This window comes from Providencia sp. PROV076, assembly GCF_028483405.1.
In the GTDB taxonomy this organism is placed as follows: domain Bacteria; phylum Pseudomonadota; class Gammaproteobacteria; order Enterobacterales; family Enterobacteriaceae; genus Providencia; species Providencia huaxiensis.
This window is the reverse complement of the sequence record NZ_JAMPRR010000018.1, coordinates 50,220-74,157: the sequence shown is the minus strand read 5'-3', so window position 1 is coordinate 74,157 and position 23,938 is coordinate 50,220. Positions and strand designations below refer to the sequence as shown.

Sequence of the window (23,938 nt, the reverse complement as noted above, 5' to 3'; positions counted from 1 at the left end):
ACAGGACAAAAAACTTTAATTCAAACTCATAGGAGTAAATTATGGTTCTGGTAACACGTCAAGCCCCTGACTTTACTGCTGCAGCTGTTTTAGGTAATGGTGAAATTGTTGATAACTTCAACCTGAAAACCCACCTGAACGGCCGTCCAGCTGTGATCTTCTTCTGGCCAATGGACTTTACTTTCGTTTGTCCGTCAGAACTGATCGCATTCGACCACCGCTACGAAGAATTCAAAAAACGTGGCGTAGAAGTTGTTGGTGTTTCTTTTGACTCTGAGTTTGTTCATAACGCATGGCGTAAAACACCTGTCGATAACGGCGGTATTGGTGAAGTTAAATACCCAATGGTTGCTGATATCAAACGTGAAATCATCAAAGCTTACGGTATCGAACACCCAGATGCAGGCGTTGCACTGCGTGGTTCTTTCCTCGTTGACAAAAACGGCGTTGTCCGTCACCAAGTCGTTAATGACCTGCCATTAGGCCGTAACATTGACGAAATGCTGCGTATGGTTGACGCGCTGCAATTCCACGAAGAGCACGGTGATGTTTGCCCAGCTCAGTGGGAAAAAGGCCAAGAAGGTATGAATGCATCTCCAAAAGGCGTTGCTGACTACCTGACTAAAAACTCTGCAAAACTGTAATTCGTTACGCGAGTTTTTGAAAAGCGGGCATTAAGCCCGCTTTTTACTTTTTGTGAACCAAGTCTATCTTTTCTCTTCCTACTCGCAATTATTCCACTCAGTTAACAATTCTTAACTCAAATACTCAATGTTTTGTATTATTGTGTGCTATACATTAAAAACACAAATAATTAACAAATTATTCATATTGAATATTTGTGCAATAGAACACCTCAATTAACCTTAACTGGGAGATACGAATGATAAAAACATCATTACGCCCTGCGGTTCTACTTCTTTCCTTATTCCTTACCAGTCAACTATATGCCGCCTCCGAACCTGCGGTTGAAGCGAAAAAAGGCATGGTTGTTTCTTCCCAACACTTAGCATCACAAATTGGAGCTGATATTCTAAAGTCAGGCGGCAATGCCATTGATGCAGCGGTTGCGGTAGGGTATGCACAAGCGGTTGTTAACCCTTGTTGTGGCAATATCGGTGGTGGTGGCTTTATGACCATTCACCTAGCCGATGGCAAAGATTTATTCATCAACTTTAGAGAAACTGCCCCCGGTGCCGCTAGCGCAGATATGTATCTAGATAAAGATGGTCAGCTTATCAAAGATGCCAGCTTGTATGGCTACCTCGCATCTGGCGTACCCGGAACAGTCAAAGGCCTCGATTATGCCTTAGAAAAATATGGTACGATGAGCCGCCAGCAGGTGATGGCTCCTGCTATCAAATTAGCAAGGGAAGGTTTTACTCTAACCCGTGCAGATACCGATGTTCTCGACACCACAACAGAACGTTTTAAACAAGACCCAGAAGTCGCGCGTATCTTCTTAAAACCAGATGGCAGTGCCTTCCAACCAGGCGACTTATTAGTCCAAACCGATTTAGCTAACACACTAGAAAAAATTGCCAAAAATGGCCCATCTGCCTTTTATGAAGGAGAAATCCCCAAAATTGTTGAAGAAGCGTCCAAGAAAAATGGCGGGATTTTGACAGCAAAAGATTTTGCGGATTTTACCATCACTGATACAGCGCCAGTGAGCTGCACCTATAGAGGATATCAATTTATTTCAGCACCACCTCCTAGTTCAGGCGGGGTAACTATCTGCCAAACGCTTAATATCTTAGAAGGGTATGACCTCAAAGAAATGGGCTTTAACTCTGCGGACTATATTCATACTCTTACAGAAGCAATGCGCCATGCTTACATGGATAGAAATACCTTCTTAGGTGACCCTAAATTTGTCGATAACCCGACGGAAAAATTACTGAGTAAAGCCTATGCGGAAGAGTTACGTAAAGAAATCAAACCCAATCAAGCAACGCCATCAACCCAAGTTCAACCGGGAATAGGGCCACACGAAAAACCAGAGACAACGCATTACTCTGTAGTAGATGAAAAAGGAAATGCTGTTTCAACGACTTACACGATTAATGGCCGGTTTGGTTCTGTCGTTATCCCTCCGGGGACAGGGTTCTTCTTAAACGATGAAATGGATGATTTCACCACGAAAGTCGGCGAGAAGAATTTATATGGCTTAGTACAAGGGGAACGCAACTCTATTGCACCGGGTAAACGCCCATTATCCTCCATGAGCCCGACTATCGTGACGAAAGATGGCAAGGTATTTTTAGTTCTCGGTTCGCCGGGAGGCTCACGGATTATTTCAATTACGCTGCAAACCGCTTTAAATATTATCGACCATGGTATGCCGCCACAAGAAGCGGTTAATGCACCACGCATTCACCACCAGTGGCTCCCTGACGAGGTTTATTATGAGCAAAGAGGCGTTTCTAAAGACACCTTAGCGCTGCTGGACAAAATGGGATACAAGATGGTTGAACAAACACCATGGGGTGCCGCTGAGTTGATTATGGTCGCGATCCCAGAAGGCGCGGGCGTCAGTGCTAAATCATCTGGTAATGATTCAGCTGTATCTGGAAAAGTACGCGAAGGTTTTATTTATGGCTCTAACGATGTACGCCGTCCAGCAGGTAGCGCTGTTGGGGTTGATTAACGGGCAAATAAAATAGAAATAGAAAAAAAGGAGCTATTCAGCTCCTTTTTTAATAATATCAAACAATTAAGCTTGTTTATGTTGTACTGATGGCGATACCAACTTATCGCATAAAATCGCAATAACCATCACAACAATAGTGGGTAATACCCAGACTAAATCTTGTTTATACAGTGGCATTGCGGTCATCCATTCAGGGATATAACCTTTAAGATGATCTGACGCTTTTACCGCACCAATTAAACCAACCACAAAACTGACTAACATTGTCGGTGCAATCACTATCGTAGGGTTTTTCCACCACTTCAAAGTAAAGCTTAATAAAATTAATACGATACAAGGTGGATAAATTGAAACTAGCACCGGTAATGAGAAGGCGATTAGCTTACTTAAACCTAAGTTTGAGATCACCATAGAGAACACACCCAGGATCAGCACCAGTTTACGGTAAGAGATCGGTACATAGCGGCTAAAGAACTCTGCACAAGCACACGTTAAGCCTACAGCCGTTACCATACAAGCAACAAAGATTAATACCGCAAGGAAGAAGCTACCATAATTACCAAAAGTATATTGGACATAGGTATGTAAAATATCAGCGCCATCCGCAGGGTTTGGAATTAACGAACCACTATTCTCACCTAACTTAAACAGTGACAAATAGACCAGCGTTAATAATACCCCTGCAATTAACCCTGCCCACATAGTATAACGGGTTAATAATGAAGAATTTTCGATACCCCTTGAACGCGCCGCATTAACAATAACGATACCAAATACCATCGCACCGAGGGTATCCATTGTCAGGTAACCATTGATAAAGCCGTTCGAGAAAGCCATCTCACGGTATTCTATTGTAGAAGGGATCGGGTCCCCCGCTGGCCACATAACAGCCGCAATACCCAAAATAGCCAGAGCTAACATTTTTACAGGCGCTAAAATGTGCCCAACGCTATCGAGCAATTTTCCTGGGTATAATGAAATACCGATAACGAGAACGAAGTAAACCACGCTGTAGATCAGTAACAGCAAATCGGACTCACCACCGAATAAAGGTGCGATGCCGACTTTATAGGACACAGTTGCCGTTCTTGGTGTGGCAAATAGCGGCCCTACAGACAAATAAGCAACAACCGCTAGTAGTAACCCTGCTGTTTTGCCGACAGGCGTGCTGAGCGCTTCAATGCCCCCACCTACTTTAGCCAGCGCAATAACCGTTAAAACAGGTAGACCCACACCAGTAACCAAAAAACCTAGTGCGGCAGTCCAAACTTGTTCCCCTGCCTGCAAACCAACCATAGGGGGAAAGATAATGTTCCCTGCCCCGACGAATAACGCAAAAGTCATAAAGCCTAATGCGATGATATCTCTTGATGATAAACGATGAGCCATATTATGTTATTTTTAAGTGACAAAATAGAAAATTATGGGTTTACACTTAGCAACCCTTTGAAATATATATAGCGATATAGAATTCTGATAAACATACTGTTAACAATATAAAAAAGTATATTTGCTTGTATCACACGAAATGAAAAGTCAAAAAACAGAAAAATTCGCCAATAACTGACAACAAGTAGAACTTTTATAGGGCAAAAAGGCAATAGCAAACCTAAAAACAAGAATAAATAACTAAACTAATTTTCAGAACTAGTGATTACTTTCAGTAAAATCCCAATACTCGTTATATGCTTTGCTCGAAAAATGAACAACTCATCTTTTTCTGGTGATTATAATTGATTATTTAACAGAGCATATAATTAACATGATGGCAATTATCAGCATTAAATATATATATTTTGAATGGAACACATAAATGCATTGATAAATAGAAATAATCCACTTCATTAATACCTTGATTATATTAATAAAGTGGATTCATTTACTCACTTTTAAGTTTTTTATCATCAACAATTAGCACTGGCGGTAAAGTAAATGAAAACTCACTACCTTTACCTAATTGGCTTGTCACCACCAATTGGCTGCTATGATGTTGTAATGCATGTTTAACAATAGCTAACCCAAGGCCAGTACCTCCACCGCCTTGGCGAGAGCGCGCTTTATCTACCCTATAAAAACGTTCCGTTAAACGAGGGATATGCTCTGCAGGTATCCCTTGCCCGTTATCTCTCACACTAAAGCGAGCCCCTTGCCCACTTCTTTGCCAATCAACCCAAATTTTTGTGCCCTCAGGCGTATGGCTAATCGCGTTATAGACTAAATTTGCCACTGCACTTCGTAATTGTTCTTCATTACCATGGACACGCAATTTTTCATCAACATGAAATTCAAACTGGTGGCGCCCTTGGCTTAAACTGAGTGCTTCTTGTTCAATCATTTTGAGAGTAACAGGGATATTCACTTGCTCATCAAGGTTAATTTGAGGAGCAACTTCGATACGTGACAACTGCAAAAGCTGTTTAACTAAGTTATCCATACGGTGCGTTTGTTCTTGCATGACATGCAGTGCTTTCTTATTAACCGCAGTCACGTTTTCTTGGTCGTCCATCACCTCAAGATAACCTTGAATAACCGTAAGAGGCGTCCGTAATTCGTGGCTCACATTTGCAAAGAAGTCCCTACGCGCCTTTTCCAAACGACGTTTTTCTGTCACATCCCGCGCAACCATCAATAACTGCCCTTCGGTATACGGCAAGATACGAAACTCAACGATTTCACCACTATTGAGCTCAATAGTTAGCGCTTGGTCATAACGTTTAATGGTGAAGTAGCGGCTAAAGTCTGGGTAACGTAATAAATTAAAAATATGCTGTCCGTTATCTTCAGGCCAACGGAAGCCGAGTAAAGCCTGAGCATGGCGATTACACCAAAAGATATTCCCTTCGGTTGTCATCATTACGACGGCATCAGGTAGTGATTCTGCACCACTACGAAACCGTTTAATTAACTGACCTAATTCACGACGGCGTTTTCGATTACGTTGCTGCATCTGGTAGATACCATAAAATATCGGTTCCCACCCACCTCGCCCTTCGGGGGGGAGCATACTTCTATCTAACCATAACCAGTAAGAAAGCTTGAGCAAGTTATACCCATGCCATATCAGTGCAGCAAGTAGCGAGATCACTAATAGCCACGCTAGGTGGCCAATAAAAACCGATAAGATAAGGGCGGGTAAGATAAATAAAAACAGCCCCCAAATCAGCTGCTTAATCGATAAACGTTCAAGCACGCATGGCTCTCCCTTTGTGGTTTTTAGTAACGGACAGAAAAACGATAACCTGTACCACGTACAGTTTGTACCATTTTATCATGGCCTTCCGTCTCTAGTGCCTTTCTTAGCCGCCGAATATGCACGTCAACAGTTCTATCCTCCACATACACATTGGCACCCCATACATAATTCAATAGCTGTTCTCTACTATATACGCGTTCAGGGTGAGTCATAAAGAAATGGAGTAATTTATATTCAGTTGGGCCCATATCGATAGGGATTTCATTGCTGGTGACACGATGAGAGGTAGGGTCTAACATTAACCCATTCATTTCAATAATGTCTTCCGTCGCCATTGGGGAGATACGACGTAAGATTGCTTTTACCCGAGCAATTAATTCCTTCGGTGAAAATGGTTTAATAAGATAGTCATCCGCGCCAACTTCCAAACCTTTTACGCGGTCTTCTTCTTCTCCTCGTGCAGTTAACATCATGACAGGAACGTCACGTGTTGCGCTATCACGTTTCATATGTTTAATGACTTGGATCCCAGAGCCACCGGGGATCATCCAATCCAGTAGTACGAGGTCAGGTAGCGGGTCAACGAGTTGTGCAATCGCACTGTCATAATCATCAGCTTCAATAGGCTGAAAACCATTCTGTTCTAATACAAAACAAACCATTTCTCGGATGGGCGCTTCATCTTCAACAACTAGAATGCGTCTTGCCATGATTGTTCCTGTAAAATTAAGAAGACATTTAAAATGTGAAAGCATTATGCGTCACTTTTATGACAGAATTATGAATATCAATGGGTGAAACTCATATTAATCTTTATTTTAACGGTTAAATGTCATTTAAGTGAAATATTTCCGCAACATAGTTCCGCGACGACATAGTTCCGCAATATAGTAATAGGTAATAAAATCGCAAACATCCCTCAACGAGTGATATGGATCGGGTATACTTAATTATCGAACGTTCATGCACATTATTGATGATAGGAATTGATAACTCATGCGCATTATTCACACCTCAGACTGGCACCTTGGTCAGTATTTTTTTACCAAAAGCCGTGCGCCTGAGCACCAACATTTCTTAAACTGGCTTGTTGAACAAGTGGAATTACACCAAGTTGATGCGGTCATCGTTGCAGGTGATATCTTCGATACCGGTTCGCCACCGAGCTATGCACGTGAACTGTATAATAAATTTATTGTTGATTTACAAAAAACAGGCTGCCAGCTAGTAATTTTAAGTGGTAATCACGACTCGGTTTCTGTACTCAATGAATCAAGCGCTCTACTTAGTTATTTGAATACACAGGTTATTACGTCTGGAAGTGAACCGCATGTCATTACTTTAGTAAATAAACAGGAACAACCTATTGGTCTCGTCTGTGCCATCCCTTTTTTACGTCCTCGAGATATCCAGCTCAGTATTGCAGGGCAAAATATTGAAGATAAACAACGCTCACTACAAACCGCTATTCATGATCATTACCAAGCCAGCTACCAACTCGCGCTAAAACAGCGAACCGCATTGGGGCTGGATATTCCAATTATTGCCACTGGCCATTTAACGGTTGTCGGTGCAGCCTTAACGGACTCCGTTCGAGATATTTATATTGGTACGTTAGATGCGTTTCCTTCTGGGGCTTTTCCCCCTGCTGACTATATTGCCCTTGGCCATATTCACCGTCCCCAAGTGATTGGAGGGCAAGAAAATATTCGCTACTGTGGCTCACCTATTGCATTGAGTTTTGACGAAACAGCACAACAAAAAAGTGTCTGCCTTGTTGAATTCACCGGAAGCGAATTGACTCAAATCACCCCATTGGACATCCCTATTATTCAGCCATTGCAAAGCATTAAAGGCTCCTTAAGCCAAATAGAACAGCAATTAGAAGCATGGAAAGATTACCTAGGAGATAAACCTGTTTGGTTAGATATTGAAGTTGCTTCACAAGATTACCTCGCTGATATCCAACAGCGTATTGAAGCGTTGACACAAGATCTCCCTGTTGAAGTCGTGATACTGCGCCGTGCACGTAAGCAAATACAGGGACAAAGCCAAACCTTGGCCAATGAAACATTAAGTGAACTCACCGTAGAAGACGTTTTTTTACGTCGCCTTGCCCAAGAGTCTTTAGAGGATCCTGAGCGTGAACAGCGCCTAGTGCAGCTATTTCAACAATCTTATGACGCATTACAAATGAGCAAGGAAAGTTAATATGAAGATTCTAAGTTTACGTTTAAAAAATATTAACTCTCTTCGAGGTGAGTGGAAAATTGATTTCACTGCGGAGCCATTTGTTAGCAATGGCTTATTTGCCATTACAGGTGCCACTGGTGCAGGAAAAACCACCTTATTGGATGCGATTTGCCTTGCGCTTTATCACCGAACACCGCGTTTAAAAACCATTTCTAACGCACAAAATGAACTGATGACTCGCCACACTGGGGAATGCCTTGCTGAGGTGGAGTTTGAGGTCAAAGGCAAAGCTTATCGCGCCTTTTGGAGCCAACGACGAGCAGGAGGAAAGCCTGATGGCAATTTACAACAGCCTAAGGCGGAGCTTGCAACGGTTACTGATGGTAAAATATTGACCGTAAAAATCACAGAGATAAAAGAATTAATAGCACAAATAACTGGGCTTGATTATGAGCGTTTTACCAAATCAATTTTACTCTCCCAAGGTGATTTCGCTGCGTTTTTAAATGCTTCAGAGAAAGAACGCGCTGATTTACTTGAAGAAATTACAGGCACAGAAATTTATAGCCAGATTTCAATTTATGTTTTTAATCAACACAAGCAAGCCAAAATTGACTTAGATTTGCTAAAGGCAAAGGCACAAAGCATTAATTTACTCACTGAAGCAGAACACCAAGAGTTATTAGTACAGCAAAACCATTTACTTGAACAAGAAACTCAAACCAAGCAACAGCGGGCTCGCCACCAACAAGGCGTCAATTGGTGGCAACAATATCACCAACTCACCCAGCGCATGCAATCACTTGATGATGAACTCAAAAAAAATGAGCTTGAGTTCCAATCCGCACAGCCTCAGTTGAAAAGATTGGCTGATAGCGCCCCTGCGGAGTCGCTTCGCCCGTTATGGCAGGACGTTGAGCGCCAGCAACAACAACTCACTGAATACATAAATAAACAACAACAGCTGAAACTTAGCTTGCAAACCCAGCAAGCTGAACGTGCTCCACTGCAAGAGAAGTTGTTGAAATCACAATCCGAGTATCAACAACATCTTGATTTTGCCAAACAACAGCATCAATTGATTGATGAAACTGTCAGGCCTCTGGATAACCAAATTGCACAATTGAAACAGCAACAGACTGAAATTACGAAACAAATTGAACAACAGCACACAACTCTTCAGCAAAAGCAACACTTAGTTAATGAGACTCAAAGTCAGATCCAAACTGCGCACCTTGAGTTAAAGAAACACAACCTATTTCTAGAAGAACACCCAAAAGACGCTGAGCTCAATGCGCACATCGGTAGCTGGCAGCAACAAGGCCATTTTATATTCGAATTAGCTGATAAACTGGCGAGTTTGCATAAAAAACAACAAATTATTTCAAATGAAGTTACACAATTACAGCGGCAACAACAGCAGAAAACTGAAAAACTATCCCAAAAACGTCTCGAGTTAGAACACAGCACTGTCACGTTCAAAAAACAAGAAGAAATCTACAAACAAAACCAAGAAAAACATGATATTAACGCTATCAATCAACACATTGAACAGCTACAAGCACGCTTACAACATGCTAAATTATTGCCATTAATATTATCTCAATGCCTTAATGCACAAACGCAAAAACAAAAACAGACCCAAAAAGATGTTGAATTAGCACAAGATATCACCACCACGCAAAAAACATTGAGCATTGCCCTAACACGCATTAATGAATTGACGCCACTCATCAAGCTAACCAATGACAAATTACAATTAGAACAAAAAATTGTTAGCCTAGAGCATGAACGTCAGCAACTCATAGCGGGTAACCCCTGCCCATTATGCGGTGCAACAGAGCACCCTGCCGTTAACGATTATCAATCAATTCACCTCAGTGAAACACAGCAACAACTCATTGAGCTTACAAATAAACTCGACCAATTAAAGCAACAACAAACTCAGTTAGAATCACAACTTTATACACAAAAACAACGCCAAAACGAAAATTTACAACAACAGCAGCAAATCAGTGAACAACTCGATGCCTTTAACTATCAATGGCAAAAGACATGTGAGCAAGCACTCACACCTGAGTTAGCCCAAAATGAACAAGCCGTTACGCTCTTTGTTAATCAATTAACGGAGCAATTAGCTACGCAACAGAAAATAGTGGCCGATATGACCGCGCTAGAGCGCGAATATCAGCAAACCAAGTATCAACTACACGAGCAACAAGCAGGCTTTACCCAATGGCAATCTGATTTGTCATTGATTGAAGAGCGTTTAAAAAACCAAACACAACAACTTGATGAGATCCAAAAAGAATATAACCAATTTCAACAGCGTAAGCAGATACAATTAGATAAATGGCAATCCACTCTTATGCCATTTAACTTAAATGTGCCTGATAAAGATAAATTCGATGAATGGGTTAACGAGATCAGCCAACGCAGTGAGCACTTCAACAACCAAAAAGTGATGGCGCAAACACTTAGCCAACAAATTGAAGTCAATAAAGCCACATTAAAAGTTGAGTTAGAACAACTCGATATTCTTACTCAACAAATTGAACAAGAAAGAAATCGTCTTAAGCAAATTGAGCTAGATTTAGAGCAAAAAGCAGCACAACGAAAAACACTGCTTTCAGGTCTAACTATCAACCAATTCATTCAGCAATTGAATGACAAACAAACCATGCTTTTCCAAGCTCAGGAACAATTAAGTAAACAACTCAATGAGACTGATAAAACCATCGCGTCAATGAATGGAAGTTATCAAGCGCTCATAGATGCCAGCGAAAAAACAAAACTGGCACAAACGCAAGCCAATACCCTGTTTACTCAAGCACTTACCGATAGCCCATTTAGTGATCAACACACTTTCCTTAAGGCGTTAATAAGCCATGAAGAAAAACAACAATTGGAAACACTAAAACAACGCATTAACCAAGCACGTATACAGTGTGAAACGCGTTATAAAGAGGGGTTACAGGCCATTGAAGTGCTAAATCAACAACGTATTACTGATTTAGCGACACTGACTGAAACGCAATTACAAACAATTGTTGCCCAACTCGATGAAGAAATTAAGCAAATAAATCAGAGACAAGGCCAGATAATTAACCAGCTCAATACCGATAAGCAACTGCGCCACCAGCAACAAGATTTACTGCAAGAAATAGAGAAAAGTCAGTTAAGTTACGATGATTGGAGCTATCTCAGCTTACTTATCGGTTCCGCTGAAGGGGATAAATTCCGACGTTATGCACAAGGCCTAACATTGGATTGTTTAGTTTCTCTAGCTAATCAACAGCTTGAAAAACTTCATGGCCGTTATTTATTACAGCGTAGCCACCAAGCAAACCTTGAGTTACAAGTTATTGATGGCTGGCAAGCGGATAGCATTCGAGATATTAAAACGCTTTCTGGTGGGGAAAGCTTTTTAGTTAGTTTAGCATTGGCCCTAGCGCTATCCGATATGGTAAGTCATCGTACACAACTAGAATCGCTCTTTTTAGACGAAGGTTTTGGTACTTTAGATGCAGAAACGTTAGATATTGCCCTTGATGCATTAGAAAGCTTGAATGCATCTGGCAAAACTATTGGCGTAATTAGCCATGTGGAAGCAATGAAAGAACGTATTCCTGTACAAATTGCCGTGAAAAAAGGCAATGGGCTTGGCTTTAGCGAACTTCCCGCACAATTTCGTATCATTTAAACCGCATAATTTAACTCAATTCTGTGACTATTCGGGGTGGGGAAAACTCCCCCCTAAATTAACTGCTAATTTAAAGATAGCTAAGTTGTTTAAAAAACGAAATGCATCCGCTTTATTATTCCCTACATTGGTAGAGAAAGTTGAGCCGCTTCAGCGCACTATTTTTGATTAATTTGATACTCTACCTAGGCGCTTTCATTCTCATCTATTTTATCCTCAATTATTTTCTATACATATTATTCTTTTGTGCTTATTAATGCAGTTCATCACCATAAATCGCCACAAAAACTAGTGTTAACATATTGATTTTAAGCAAATAAAAACACTTTATTAACTTGGTGCAAAAATTTGAACCTTATCGTTAAATTTTTTTTCTATGATTTTCCATTCGCCAAGTTATAGTAATAACCATTGAAACACACTACGGCTTCTAAGATTTATTCAATAACATGCCGTGCGCTAATGAAAAGCTAGGAGACTAAAATGTCTAACGCATTTATCGAAATGATTAAAAATCGTCGTACTATCTATAACCTCGGCGATGCTTTACCTGTATCAGAAGAACACGTCACGAGATTAATTAAAGAAGCAGTTAAACACTCACCATCATCATTTAACTCACAAACATCTCGCGTCGTGATTTTATTTGGTGCTGAACACCAAAAATTATGGAATATGACCAAAGAAGCACTGCGTAAAATTGTTCCTGAGCAAGCCTTTGCTTCAACAGAGCAAAAAATTGATAGTTTTGCTGCGGGAGCCGGTTCTATTCTGTTTTTTGAAGACCAAGATATTGTTAAAGGTTTGCAAGAGCAATTCCCTTTATATGCAGATAACTTCCCAATTTGGTCTGAACAAGCCAGTGGTATCGCACAATTCGCAGTCTGGACTGCATTGTCACAAGAAAATATCGGTGCATCTTTACAACACTACAATCCACTGATTGATAATGACGTACAAACAGCATGGAATGTTCCAGCTAACTGGATATTACGCGCTCAAATGGTATTTGGTTCAATTAATGAGCCAGCGGGTGATAAAGACTTTATGGATGACGATGTTCGTTTCAAAGTTTTCAAATAAACTAAAATACTAAGAATTTAAATAATCCTTTCGTAATATATTTACGAGAGGATTTCATTTATTCGATATTATCAAAGTGAATAATTCAACATCATCACTTATGATACCTCCAATTTAAAATTATCACTTATTCTAAATTAACCTGAACTCACAATAAAACATATTTACTCAAAATAGTTCATCGAAACAAAAAGAAACATTCACAATTATACTATTATTATTACACTCGTGTTACCGCCTGATTATTAATTGATCACACAAAATCCAATAGACATATAATTTGATGTTTATCAATACATTAACCAACCACCCATCTAAACTCTAAGTATATTTTCATTTTTAGTTTTGCATTATAGATATTTGAACTACACTAAAAGTGAGAGCACAAAAACACGTCCCATCGTGTAAAGTGTTATTAAGGAGGTGGACTATGAAAGGTTTATCTTTACTAACATTTGTTGTTACTATAATCATTTCAAGTTGTTCTTTCACCTATGCAAGTAATAACTCATCAGGAGGTACAATTTCATTTTCAGGTTATATCTATGAGCCACAATGTTCAGTCAAAGTTGAACATAAAGAGCGAGTTAATATTACGTGTTACCGAAAAGGTAAAGATGTATCAATAACAGGTTCTTTAAAAAATGGCCAAAAGGTAGAGTCTGAGTATGTAAAAGTTGAGTATGATAAACACACTAAGTTACCTATGTTAAATGTCTTTTATGAGTAGCTCCATAATGTTTACCTTAATCATAACCGCTCGGAATATTTAATGTAAAAATTGTCTTAATATTCCGAGCGCTATTTCCTTAACACCCCTCTTACTTTGCATTCTCACCTCTAAAATTACTTATCAAGCTAATTATTTAGCCACTAAAAAGCCCACCCGTAGGTAGGCTTGAATGATATCAATATGTTTAGATTACTTCTCGGTTAAATCTATTTGATAAATAGCGAAACCAATTTCATCGGTACCGACTTGTTTCATCGGATACTGTGCATTCTCTTTGATGAATTTTGCTGCTTTTTCACTTGGCGCAGTTTCAAAGCGAACATCCAGTTTTTTGTCTGTTTTAATTGGAGTGAATGACCAATTATTCGCGGCTTTAGTCGCAATTTGTCCTTTATCTTTAGACTCTTTAGCAATATAAGCCGCTAAAATAGAACGGTTTTCATCTGGAGATGCAAATGCGACATTATTATCACCTGTTCCCGCAAATTTACCGCCGTAGCCACGGTAGTTATTCGTTGCCACTAAGAAGGTTGCTTTTGGATCAATCGGCTTACCTTGGTAGGTTACATTTTTGATTCGGTTAGCATCTTTGTTGACTGTTTGGCAATCAACATCGTATTTCGCGGGTTGAGTCAGGTCGATTTGGTAATTTACACCACTAATTGTATCGAAGTTATAAGTTCTGAAACCATTCCAATTCAATAAGCTTTGTGGTGCTGTTGATTGTGGATTGATTTGATTGAACATTCCCGCAGAACATTCTAACCATTCAACAACATCGGCGCCTGTCGCTTTCACTACAACTAACGTATTTGGATATAAATATAAGTCAGCGGCATTACGGAAAGTTAAATCACCTTTTTCAACTTCAATAAATTCAGTTGGTGAGTTTTTACGTCCACCAGCTTTAAATGGTGCAGCGGCTGCAAGAACAGGTAAATCAGCCAGATCTGGGTCACCTTGAATAAAGTTTTTGGTGTAATCGACTTGAGCATCATTCACGATTTGTACAGTTGGGTCACTTTGAACCAATGCTAAGAAGCTGTACATGTTTTCGGACGCTTTACCGATATGTTTTCCAACAAACTTGCGGGTATCCTGGTGTTCTTGTTCAATAATTTTCGCCAGTTCGCCATCACGCTCAACCAAGGCTTTCTTATTTGGCTTATCGTAGACAGGGCGTGCGTGAGCGGTTGCATCAACTACTTTCCATGCACCATCATCATTATTGACGACTAAATCAACCACACCTAAATGGTCACCCCACTGCCCTGGCATGACAGCTGGTACGCCATTCACTGTCCCTTTTGCAACATCAACACCTTTGATATCACTGAAATCTTTGCTAGGGAACACGCCGTGTGAGTGACCAAACATGATAGCGTCGATACCCGGAACTTCGCTGAGGTAATAAACTGAGTTTTCAGCCATTGCTTTATATGGCTCTTGAGAGAAACCAGAGTGAGGGATAGCAACAACTAAATCTGCACCCTCTTTTTTCATTTGCGGTACAAATTTTTTCGCAGTTTCAGTGATATCGTTAACTAAAACTTTGCCTTCTAAGTTTGGTTTATCCCAAATAAGGATTTGTGGGGGAACAAAACCAATATAACCAATCTTGATAGTGTGCGTTTTGCCGTCTCTATCTTTAACTGGTGTATCGACAATAATGTATGGGTTAAAGTAGTTTTCACCCGTTTTCGCATCAATAATATTAGCGTTAATGTATGGGAATTTTGCGCCATCAATGGCTTTATGTAAGAATTCTAATCCAAAGTTAAACTCATGGTTACCGAAGTTACCTACGGTGTAACCCATAGTATTTAAAAGTTTATGTGCTGGGTGAGATTCACCGTCTTTTAAACCTTCACCTACTATGTAGTCTGCTAATGGGCTACCTTGGATTAAATCTCCGTTGTCCACTAATACTGAGTTTGTTGCTTCTTGTTTAGCGGCTTTAATTAATGTCGCGGTACGAACGTAACCAAATTGCTCTGTCGGCTTGTCTCTATAATAGTCAAAATCAATGAGGTTGCTGTGAACATCCGATGTTTCCATTACGCGTAAATCAACTGTTGCTGCGTTCGCATTAAATGCGACTAACATAGCAAGTGTTGAAAGTTTTAATACTTTATTCATGTAATCCCCTTAGTTGCCATTATTGAGAGAAAATTGCCTCTCAAATCTGAGTACCTATCTTGTAAAATTGAACAAATAAACAACAAAAATAGCATTAAAATTTTACACTATGTGCATGATGTCAATTTTTAATGATAATACACTGCAAACAGTAACCATTTTTTGTGACTAAATCACGGTTTTCATCTTTTTATTGGGCTTGATTTTTATATAGCTCACAAAAATGAATTAATGATGACAAATTCACCTTAATTAACTCCCATTATTCCATTCAGGATTGATGAATATTTTTCGAAGGAAAAAAAGAACTGTGATTTATATCACTTAGCATTACAGAAGTTTATTTAACTTAAATCCCCGTATTTTATTTCACCAATAAAACACAGGGATTTTTCTTATCCATTTTTATTTTATAAATCCATCTATCAAATTATTTTCAATTAATCTAAATTTAATTTAAGAAATAAAAGATGATTATTTAATCATTAGTTTTCTAAAGATTTCTCACTTGATTAGAAACTAAGTATTTTTTCTAAATAATTCGAGTTGTGCCACGGCGGCAAAATGAAGTCATCTCTAGGAGCATACATAAATATGTGACTAGAGTGACTGAATGAAGCCAACACCGCTACCATCCCATTGGCTCTATTTTCTAACTAATTTACGCTGTCGCTAGGCGGCAAAATGAGGTCATCTCTAGGAGCATACATAAGTATGTGACTAGAGTGACTGAATGAAGCCAACACCGCGACAGCGTAAATTAGGACGAAAACAACCAAGCAGCTCCGCGAACCCCGCTCGAATCGCCATGCACCGCTTTACGAATTGGTGTATCACACTCCCCACCAAACACCCATTGACGGATCCTTTCAGGCAGCGCCTCATATAAGTAATCAACATTACTCATTCCGCCCCCTAGCACTATCACATCTGGGTCTAACATATTAATGGCTTGCCCGAGGGCTTTTGCGAGGCGATTAAGGTAGTTTTCGAGTGCGATGACGGCATGTTCATCCCCTATTTGCGCTAATTCAACGATTTCCATTCCCGTTTTTTTGCACCCTGACAGTTTCGTGTAGTCAGCCATAAAACCTGTGCCTGAGACAAATAATTCAGTACACCCCGTCAGCCCACAATAACAGCTTTCTGATGCTAGAAATTGCCTATCTTGCTCATCTTGCCATGGTAAAGGGTTATGCCCCCATTCCCCTGCAACGCCATTTCCCCCTGAATGCACCTGACCATTTATCGCAATCCCTGCGCCACAACCGGTTCCGATAATAACAGCAAACACGACTTTCTCGCCTGCTCCTGCGCCATCAACCGCTTCTGAGACAGCTAGGCAATTAGCGTCATTCGCCATTTTTATTTCACGATTTAATAAATAACTCAAATCAGCATCGAACGGTTTACCATTAAGCCATGTGGAATTGGCGTTTTTAACTTTTCCTGTCACTGGAGACAAGGTTCCGGGGATCCCAATACCAATACTACCTGACAACCCCGTCGCCGTTTCTGCATCCATCACTAAACTTACTATCGCTTTAAGTGTCGCATCATAGTCACCACGAGGTGTTGGAATACGTTTACGAAACAAAGTATTGCCACTGTCATCCAATGCAATAACTTCAATTTTGGTTCCACCAAGATCAATACCGATTCTCATTATGATGCTCTCTACTATTCAAGGTTTTTATATCAGGGTTTCTATCGTTATGATGGCTTGTTTTGAAGCGGATTATCAATAGCTAACTCATCAAATGATAGCAACGCTCAACAACAACGTATTTTTTTTCGCTTAATAACAGACAATTCGCTATCATAGCCCCCTGCTCTAACTGGCTATTTATCAACAAAGGTAGGTTTTTCATGTGGTTCAAGAATATATTAGTCTATCGCCTAAATCGGGATTTGGCACTCTCCGCAGATGATTTAGAGAAACAGCTTGCCGCCCTCGCCTATCACCCTTGTGGTAGCCAAGATATGATGCAAACGGGTTGGGTTTCACCGATGAATGGGGGAGATGCCCTGACGCATGCAGCGGGTAACCAAATTCTTATTTGTGCCAAAAAAGAAGAAAAAATGCTGCCATCTCCTGTAATAAAACAAGAATTACAGGATAAAATTGAAAAATTAGAAGCTGAGCAAGGCCGTAAGCTGAAGAAAACTGAAAAAGATTCATTAAAAGATGAAGTCGTTCATGCTCTCCTTCCTCGCGCATTCAGTAAATTTAGCAAAACCTACATTTGGATTGATACTGTAAATCAATTAATTATTGTTGATGCTGCAAGCGCAAAACGCGCAGAAGACAATTTAGCCTTACTACGTAAAAGCTTAGGTTCTTTACCCGTCGTCCCTCTTACTTTTAAAGACCCCATTGAGCTAACACTCACGGAGTGGATCCGTTCTGGTTCATTACCACAAGGTTTTGCAGTTATGGATGAAGCGGAGCTAAAAGCTATCTTAGAAGAAGGTGGTATTATCCGCTGTAAGAAGCAAGAGCTAATTTCTGATGAAATCGCCACCCATATTGAAGCAGGTAAACTCGTAACCAAACTGGCCTTAGATTGGGAAGAGTGTATCCAGTTCATGTTATCTGACGATGGTTCTCTAAAACGCCTCAAATTTAGTGATACATTAAAAGACCAAAATGATGACATCGCTAAAGAAGACTACGCTCAAAAATTTGATGCTGATTACGTCTTAATGACAGGTGAACTTAGTGCATTAATCGCTCGCTTGATTGATGTATTAGGTGGCGAAGCCGAACACTAAATTTTTCTTCATATCCCCTATTGCTCTCACAATGGCAACTGACACTTAAGTAAGTTGCCATCACTTTTTAGACCCCGCTTACATAGCCACAATTAAGTCATTGACTGGTCGTGAAATCTCTGGTTGATTGATTTATATCCATATCGCAAATTTCTAATATTTAATTATGTTCAACAACAATAATAAAAATAGCCCATCACTGATGATTATGGTCAATATTCTGTCGAAGGAAATGTTATGAAAGAGCTCATCGAACCCGAATTAGATGAAAATTCACTGGTTACCCTACAAAAAGTCACCGCAGATAATTTTTCTGAAATTTGCTTACTAAGTCATACACTTAGTGAAGCACAGCGTAATATGGTGGCTGACAATGCCTATTCCATGGTGGAAGCCCAGTTTTCTGATTGTGCATGGTACCGAGGCATTTACGCTGATGATGTCCCTGTCGGTTTCATCATGCTCCATTCAGGGCTAGATGATGATGAATTAGAATATGATGGCATTATGCTTTGGCGTTTCATGATTGCAGAGCCCTACCAAAAGCTAGGATTTGGCCGAGAAGCCTTGGTACAAGTCATTCAGTATTTAAAAAGAAAAGGTTATCCACGCCTTTATAATAGCTGTGGTGAAGGGGAAGAGAGCCCATTTGAATTCTACAAGAAGCTGGGTTTTGTCCCAACAGGCGCTTATATGGATGATGAATGTGAACTAGTTCTAGATATTACTAATTGGCAAGAACAAGAAGAGTAAGTGTATTACCAATACGCTAAATAGTTTGTGCTGTCGCAAGGCGGCAAATGCGTTAGACCCTAGGAGCATACACAAGTATGTGACTAGGGCTAATGCATGAAGCCAACACCGCGACAGTGCAAAATATGACCAACACCAATACGCTAAATAGTTTGTGCTGTCGCAAGGCGACAAATGCGTTAGACCCTAGGAGCATACACAAGTATGTGACTAGGGCTAATGCATGAAGCCAACACCGCGACAGTGCAAAATATGACGCGTATCCGTTATTTTTGGATAAGATAGCGAATAGTCGGCCCATCTTGCTGAATATCCAACACCGTATAACCGTAGTTTTTGGCATCTAGAGGAATATTATTAATCGATTGCGGGCAATCACTTACCACCTCTAAAATTTCGCCTTTTTTCAACGATGGCATCGCTTCTAGTGTCGCGACTGCGGGATATGGGCACGGTTCTCCAACCATATCTAAACGATAATCAGGGATAATGTCTTTCTTACTCATACTACCTCCACGGATACATTAGATGCTTTTTGAGAACGTTTACGGAAAAAGTGTTTTTCCCAGACCAACATCAACACGAATGCTACCGCTAGTAATCCATAAGTGACCAGTAACCCACCTTCTGGCCCAAAGGTTTCCAGTAGATTGACTTTGTCGAAATCAGTCGCTAGCCAAGGGCCTAAATCATACCAATAATAAGCCAGTACCGTAGCGCCAATAATATTACCAAAACCGACCCACCAATAATGGACTTGGCCCTCTACCGCGCGGTACATCCAGCCCGTTTCACAACCACCAGCGAGCACAATACCAAAGCCAAACAGTAATCCACCAATGACCGCATTCGGCCCAGCCCATAAAATTTTTGGCGTTGCACCTAGCTGGACATAGCTAAAAATACCAATCGCACTGACTGCCATACCTATAATGATAGCTTTCGCCATATGTGTGCGTCCGGTGATCCACAAGTCACGAAATGCAGAGGTAAAACAAATTTGTGCTCTTTCAATTAATAGCCCGAAGCCAATACCACATAAAATGGCGAAGCCCATCACAGGGGAATCTAATAAAGTATAAAAGCCCCAAGCCAGCGCTAATGTGAAAATCACCATTCCCAGTTTAAAGCGTCTTTTTGCCGCATCATGATTTTGTGTTAATGGTGATGCGGTGCTAACTTTTTTCAATTTCACTGGAATGCGGAACATTGGCATTAGTGTGAATTTCGCACCAAAATATGACCCTGCCGCAGTAGCAACAGCAAAATACCACGCGTGTAATGAGAATTGAGGGATCCCAGTAAAGAATGCGGCTAAATTACACCCCATTGCTAAACGAGCACCAAATCCAGCGATAATACCGCCCAAAATAGCTTGAAAAATCCGGATCCTATGCTGAGGCATTCGTAATTTAATATTATTGGCCCATAATGCCGCGGCAAAACAGCCAGCAAACATGCCAATAATCATCACACCATCAATGCGATCTAGTGGTGTACCTTCGAAACCAATAACTTTGAAATAGCCCCATGTCTCTGGTTCAGCGCCAAATAATTGCATGATGTGCCCGCCCCAACGCGTAAACTCACCCGTAACTGCCCAAAACGTGCCAGTCAAACCAAAGTAATAGGTTGATAAGATACCTGCGGCAATAACTGCAGGTAATGGTTTCCAAAAACCGATGAGATAGCGAGATTTAAAATCAGACCAAGTCATTGTTACTTCCAATTCATTCACGCCAGACCTTGGCAGAGAAGCTCGCCGTTGTATAATTATCGTTATAAGTATTTATATCGATCCCCACAGCGAAGAGGCACATCATACTCCGATAAATTTTTTCGTGAAGTTATTTCATCATAAAACGAGAGACAGATTGACCTTGTGCTACTCAAGATCCAAAGAGGTAGATTAGAATAAAAAAAAAGCGTTATCTCAATGATAACGCTTGAAGTGTAGTCTTATTTTATCTATAAAAAAGTATAATATGAAATTGCCGTATTACGGCGACGCTTGCTATGCGTAGTCTGTAGTCAGCCCATTTGACTCCAGTAATAACACTTATATCACGGTATAAATACACTCACTGAGTTACCTGTTAAGTAATTATATCTATTTTTAATTCAAAGACCTAAATATTCACTAACTTTGTATTATTTCCAAATTAGTATTGGCCTTATTGATTCCCTAGCTAAGTAAATTATAAAAATAGATAACTCAATATAATAAAGTATTTAAAAGTGTTTCTAAATGTTATTGATTGCATTATAGCGAAACACCTTTGTTGCGCAAGTGTTTTTTTATTTTCACTTAACAATGCAGGGTTAAATACAAAGCCCATTAAAATCAATAACATAAGGTTAAACCACAAAAAGACAGCAAAATATTTAACCTATCATTAAGTTATTACAAACAATTTACATTGTTCCTAAAAAATAATTCATTTTAATCTTGAAAATAAATTTAATATTAATTGAATATACTAAGTAATTTTACAAATATATTTTCTGAATATAATAAAACCACTTTAACATTAATAATGTTTACATATTATTTAATTATAATTATTAGTGGTATTTACTTAATTTAATTTTATTATTCTAAAAAATCAAAGCAAAAATAACCAGCTCTATGATAAACAATCACTTTTTGATTAATATTCCCACACAAAATAACCACAAAATAAATAATGGAATACACTAAATCGATTAAAAATGATATTTTTTATAAATCCTTATTAGAAACATGGTTTATTTTTCATTAAGTTTCCCATCTTATTGCATCGTTATTGATAAAATAATCAGTATTTATATGCTATTTAACTCGCATTTTAGAACGAAAAAACCAGCGAAATAAATTAATCTAACTAATATATACATAAATAAAAAGGTAATATCCATAGAAGAAACCATAGTGAAAAATGAAGAACACACAGATATTGATTATAAAAATTAATATGATTCATCATTATTTATAGGAAATACAAACAAAAGTATCCAAAATAGTGTGAAAAAATGAATACAATAGCCAAATCATCTTATCAAATAACGAATAAAGAGCGTCAAATAAGAATAAAATTCTTTAAAAAAAATTTAATTAGGTAAATAAATGCGATGGAATATCCAAAAAGAGTGCCGAAAGAGAGTTTAAAAAACGACAGATATAACTTTGGGTACCATTAGATAATAAAAAACGCGTTTTACCCTTAATGATAAAACGCGTTTATAGGATTTAATTAGCTTATTTTGAGGACGTTGCTTCCATTCCGACTAAACCAATCTTCAAGTACCCTGATTGACGCAATGCATTCATTACATCCATCATCGTTTCATAATCAACACTCTTGTCCGCTTGGAAAAAGATTGTTGTTTCCTTATTAGAACTTGTTGCTTGGTCAAGTGTAGAAGCAAGCTGTTCTTTTGTCACAGCTTGGTCACCAATAAAAAGCTGGCTGTCCGATTTCACCGTTAAAAATACAGGTTTTTCTGGACGTGGTTGCGGCTTCGCTGTCGAGGCGGGTAAGTCGACTTTAATATCAACTGTTGCCAATGGTGCTGCAACCATAAAGATAATCAATAAAACCAACATAACATCAATAAAAGGTGTTACGTTAATTTCATGCATTTCACCGCTATCGTCTTGTTCGTCACCTAAACGCATTGCCATAATAATTACCTTGCTTTGCTATTTGCCAGATCAAGATCACGCCCCAGCAACAACGCAGACTGAGCAGCGACATCCCCTACTTGACCACGATAGTTGTTAATCATTCGAGCAAAAATATTATAAATCACAACCGCAGGGATAGCGGCAATAAGACCAATTGCTGTCGCCAATAACGCTTCTGCAATACCTGGTGCAACAACCGCAAGGTTAGTCGTTTGTGAGTGAGCAATCCCGATAAAGCTGTTCATGATCCCCCAGACAGTTCCAAATAAACCGACGAATGGAGAAATCGCACCAATAGTAGCTAAATAACCATTTCCACGCCCCATATAACGACTAATAGCAGCAACTGCCCTTTCTAGACGGAATGATGTGCGCTCTTTTGTGCCTGATAAATCAGAGCTATTTGCTGATAACGCTCGCTCAGTAACGGCTTCGTTTAATAACATACGAGTAATGCTATTTGCTTTGAAACCTTCTGCGATACTGACAGCTTCATCAAGTGACTTCACCTCAGCAATTGCTTTCGCTTCTGCTTTTAAGCGGCGGCGAGCCACTAAAATCTCTAAACCTTTTGAGAAAAATATTGCCCAAGTAATAACAGAAGCAATAACAAGCCCTATCATGACTGTTTTAACAATGTTATCTGCGCCTTGGTACATTCCCCAAACAGATAAGTCTTGGTCAAAGCCACCCGTTGGTGCTTCTGTTGCAATTTCAATATTTTCATTAACAACAGTTGTGTTCACGGCTTCGCCTTGTGCAGGTTCAGCGGGTACTGATGAAACTTCAGCACTTGGTGTTGTTGTTGGTGCAGCCGGATTTGCTGCTGGTTGTGTTGATGGTGTATTTTGAGACGCAGCTGGTGTTGTTGCAGGTGTGGTTTCAGCGACTGCCGTACCCATCAAGCCGAACGCCAATAGAATAGAAGCTGTTAGTTTACGCATCAGTTGGCCTTTACTCTCTTTTTAGTGTTGTATAAAAAAATTCATATCGATGATTGTGCCATTCATCGACTAACCTTTAAAAGCGAAATTTGACTCGCGCTG

General features: G+C 39.6%; 17 protein-coding genes. 8 read left to right on the top strand and 9 right to left on the bottom strand.

Annotation, left to right across the window (positions count from 1 at the left end; all coding sequences use genetic code 11):
- Positions 1–41 precede the first annotated feature (41 nt).
- The gene (locus PSF67_RS12740; protein ID WP_004905550.1) at positions 42–644 is read left to right on the top strand and encodes a peroxiredoxin C; all 603 of its coding nucleotides are present in this window, start codon (positions 42–44) and stop codon (positions 642–644) included.
- A gap of 239 nt (positions 645–883) precedes the next feature.
- Positions 884–2,650: a gamma-glutamyltransferase gene (gene ggt / locus PSF67_RS12735; protein ID WP_102139009.1), complete on the top strand. Its 1,767-nt coding sequence runs from the start codon at positions 884–886 to the stop codon at positions 2,648–2,650.
- Between the two features lie 66 nt (positions 2,651–2,716).
- Here ggt and brnQ read toward each other — a convergent pair whose 3' ends face one another.
- The 3 genes from brnQ to phoB all read right to left on the bottom strand — a co-directional run bounded on the left by brnQ (position 2,717) and on the right by phoB (position 6,556).
- Entirely contained in the window at positions 2,717–4,042 is a 1,326-nt protein-coding gene (gene brnQ, locus PSF67_RS12730) for a branched-chain amino acid transport system II carrier protein (RefSeq protein WP_206276471.1), read from the bottom strand.
- A gap of 490 nt (positions 4,043–4,532) precedes the next feature.
- Positions 4,533–5,843, bottom strand: coding sequence for a phosphate regulon sensor histidine kinase PhoR (phoR, locus tag PSF67_RS12725; RefSeq protein WP_102139007.1), 1,311 nt, complete (start codon positions 5,841–5,843; stop codon positions 4,533–4,535).
- 23 nt (positions 5,844–5,866) lie between these two features.
- A complete protein-coding gene (gene phoB, locus PSF67_RS12720) occupies positions 5,867–6,556 on the bottom strand; it encodes a phosphate regulon transcriptional regulator PhoB (protein ID WP_102139006.1) in 690 nt (229 codons plus the stop codon).
- Between the two features lie 286 nt (positions 6,557–6,842).
- Here phoB and sbcD point away from each other — a divergent pair, with 286 nt between their 5' ends.
- The 4 genes from sbcD (at position 6,843) to PSF67_RS12700 (ending at position 13,555) form a co-directional block, all read left to right on the top strand.
- On the top strand, positions 6,843–8,057 hold the full coding sequence (gene sbcD, locus PSF67_RS12715; RefSeq protein WP_231068923.1) for an exonuclease subunit SbcD: 1,215 nt from the start codon (positions 6,843–6,845) through the stop codon (positions 8,055–8,057).
- Position 8,058: 1 nt separating this feature from the next.
- Complete coding sequence (locus PSF67_RS12710) at positions 8,059–11,742, top strand: AAA family ATPase (RefSeq protein ID WP_272677034.1); 3,684 nt, start codon at positions 8,059–8,061, stop codon at positions 11,740–11,742.
- 483 nt (positions 11,743–12,225) lie between these two features.
- Entirely contained in the window at positions 12,226–12,825 is a 600-nt protein-coding gene (locus PSF67_RS12705; protein ID WP_102139003.1) for a nitroreductase family protein, read from the top strand.
- Between the two features lie 430 nt (positions 12,826–13,255).
- Positions 13,256–13,555 carry a hypothetical protein gene (locus PSF67_RS12700; RefSeq protein ID WP_102139002.1) on the top strand — a complete coding sequence of 100 codons (300 nt, stop codon included), beginning with the start codon at positions 13,256–13,258 and terminating at the stop codon, positions 13,553–13,555.
- Between the two features lie 192 nt (positions 13,556–13,747).
- Here the strand turns inward: PSF67_RS12700 and PSF67_RS12695 are convergent, their stop codons facing one another.
- The gene (locus PSF67_RS12695) at positions 13,748–15,697 is read right to left on the bottom strand and encodes a bifunctional 2',3'-cyclic-nucleotide 2'-phosphodiesterase/3'-nucleotidase (RefSeq protein ID WP_272677033.1); all 1,950 of its coding nucleotides are present in this window, start codon (positions 15,695–15,697) and stop codon (positions 13,748–13,750) included.
- A 760-nt stretch (positions 15,698–16,457) separates the two neighbouring features.
- Positions 16,458–17,363 (bottom strand): fructokinase, encoded by a 906-nt coding sequence (gene mak / locus PSF67_RS12690; protein ID WP_272677032.1) that lies wholly within the window; start codon positions 17,361–17,363, stop codon positions 16,458–16,460.
- Positions 17,364–17,566: 203 nt separating this feature from the next.
- Here mak and rdgC point away from each other — a divergent pair, with 203 nt between their 5' ends.
- Together rdgC and PSF67_RS12680 are read left to right on the top strand one after the other, a co-directional pair.
- A complete protein-coding gene (gene rdgC, locus PSF67_RS12685; RefSeq protein ID WP_272677031.1) occupies positions 17,567–18,472 on the top strand; it encodes a recombination-associated protein RdgC in 906 nt (301 codons plus the stop codon).
- 237 nt (positions 18,473–18,709) lie between these two features.
- Positions 18,710–19,225 (top strand): GNAT family N-acetyltransferase, encoded by a 516-nt coding sequence (locus PSF67_RS12680; RefSeq protein ID WP_102138998.1) that lies wholly within the window; start codon positions 18,710–18,712, stop codon positions 19,223–19,225.
- A gap of 266 nt (positions 19,226–19,491) precedes the next feature.
- Here the strand turns inward: PSF67_RS12680 and yedF are convergent, their stop codons facing one another.
- The 4 genes from yedF to exbB all read right to left on the bottom strand — a co-directional run bounded on the left by yedF (position 19,492) and on the right by exbB (position 23,836).
- The gene (gene yedF, locus PSF67_RS12675; RefSeq protein ID WP_004914660.1) at positions 19,492–19,731 is read right to left on the bottom strand and encodes a sulfurtransferase-like selenium metabolism protein YedF; all 240 of its coding nucleotides are present in this window, start codon (positions 19,729–19,731) and stop codon (positions 19,492–19,494) included.
- The gene (gene yedE, locus PSF67_RS12670) at positions 19,728–20,942 is read right to left on the bottom strand and encodes a selenium metabolism membrane protein YedE/FdhT (RefSeq protein ID WP_272677030.1); all 1,215 of its coding nucleotides are present in this window, start codon (positions 20,940–20,942) and stop codon (positions 19,728–19,730) included. The genes yedF and yedE overlap by 4 nt, the downstream gene beginning before the upstream one ends.
- Positions 20,943–22,463: 1,521 nt before the next feature.
- A complete protein-coding gene (exbD, locus tag PSF67_RS12665) occupies positions 22,464–22,889 on the bottom strand; it encodes a TonB system transport protein ExbD (RefSeq protein WP_102138994.1) in 426 nt (141 codons plus the stop codon).
- Positions 22,890–22,894: 5 nt separating this feature from the next.
- Complete coding sequence (gene exbB, locus PSF67_RS12660) at positions 22,895–23,836, bottom strand: tonB-system energizer ExbB (RefSeq protein WP_102138993.1); 942 nt, start codon at positions 23,834–23,836, stop codon at positions 22,895–22,897.
- Positions 23,837–23,938: the final 102 nt, after the last annotated feature.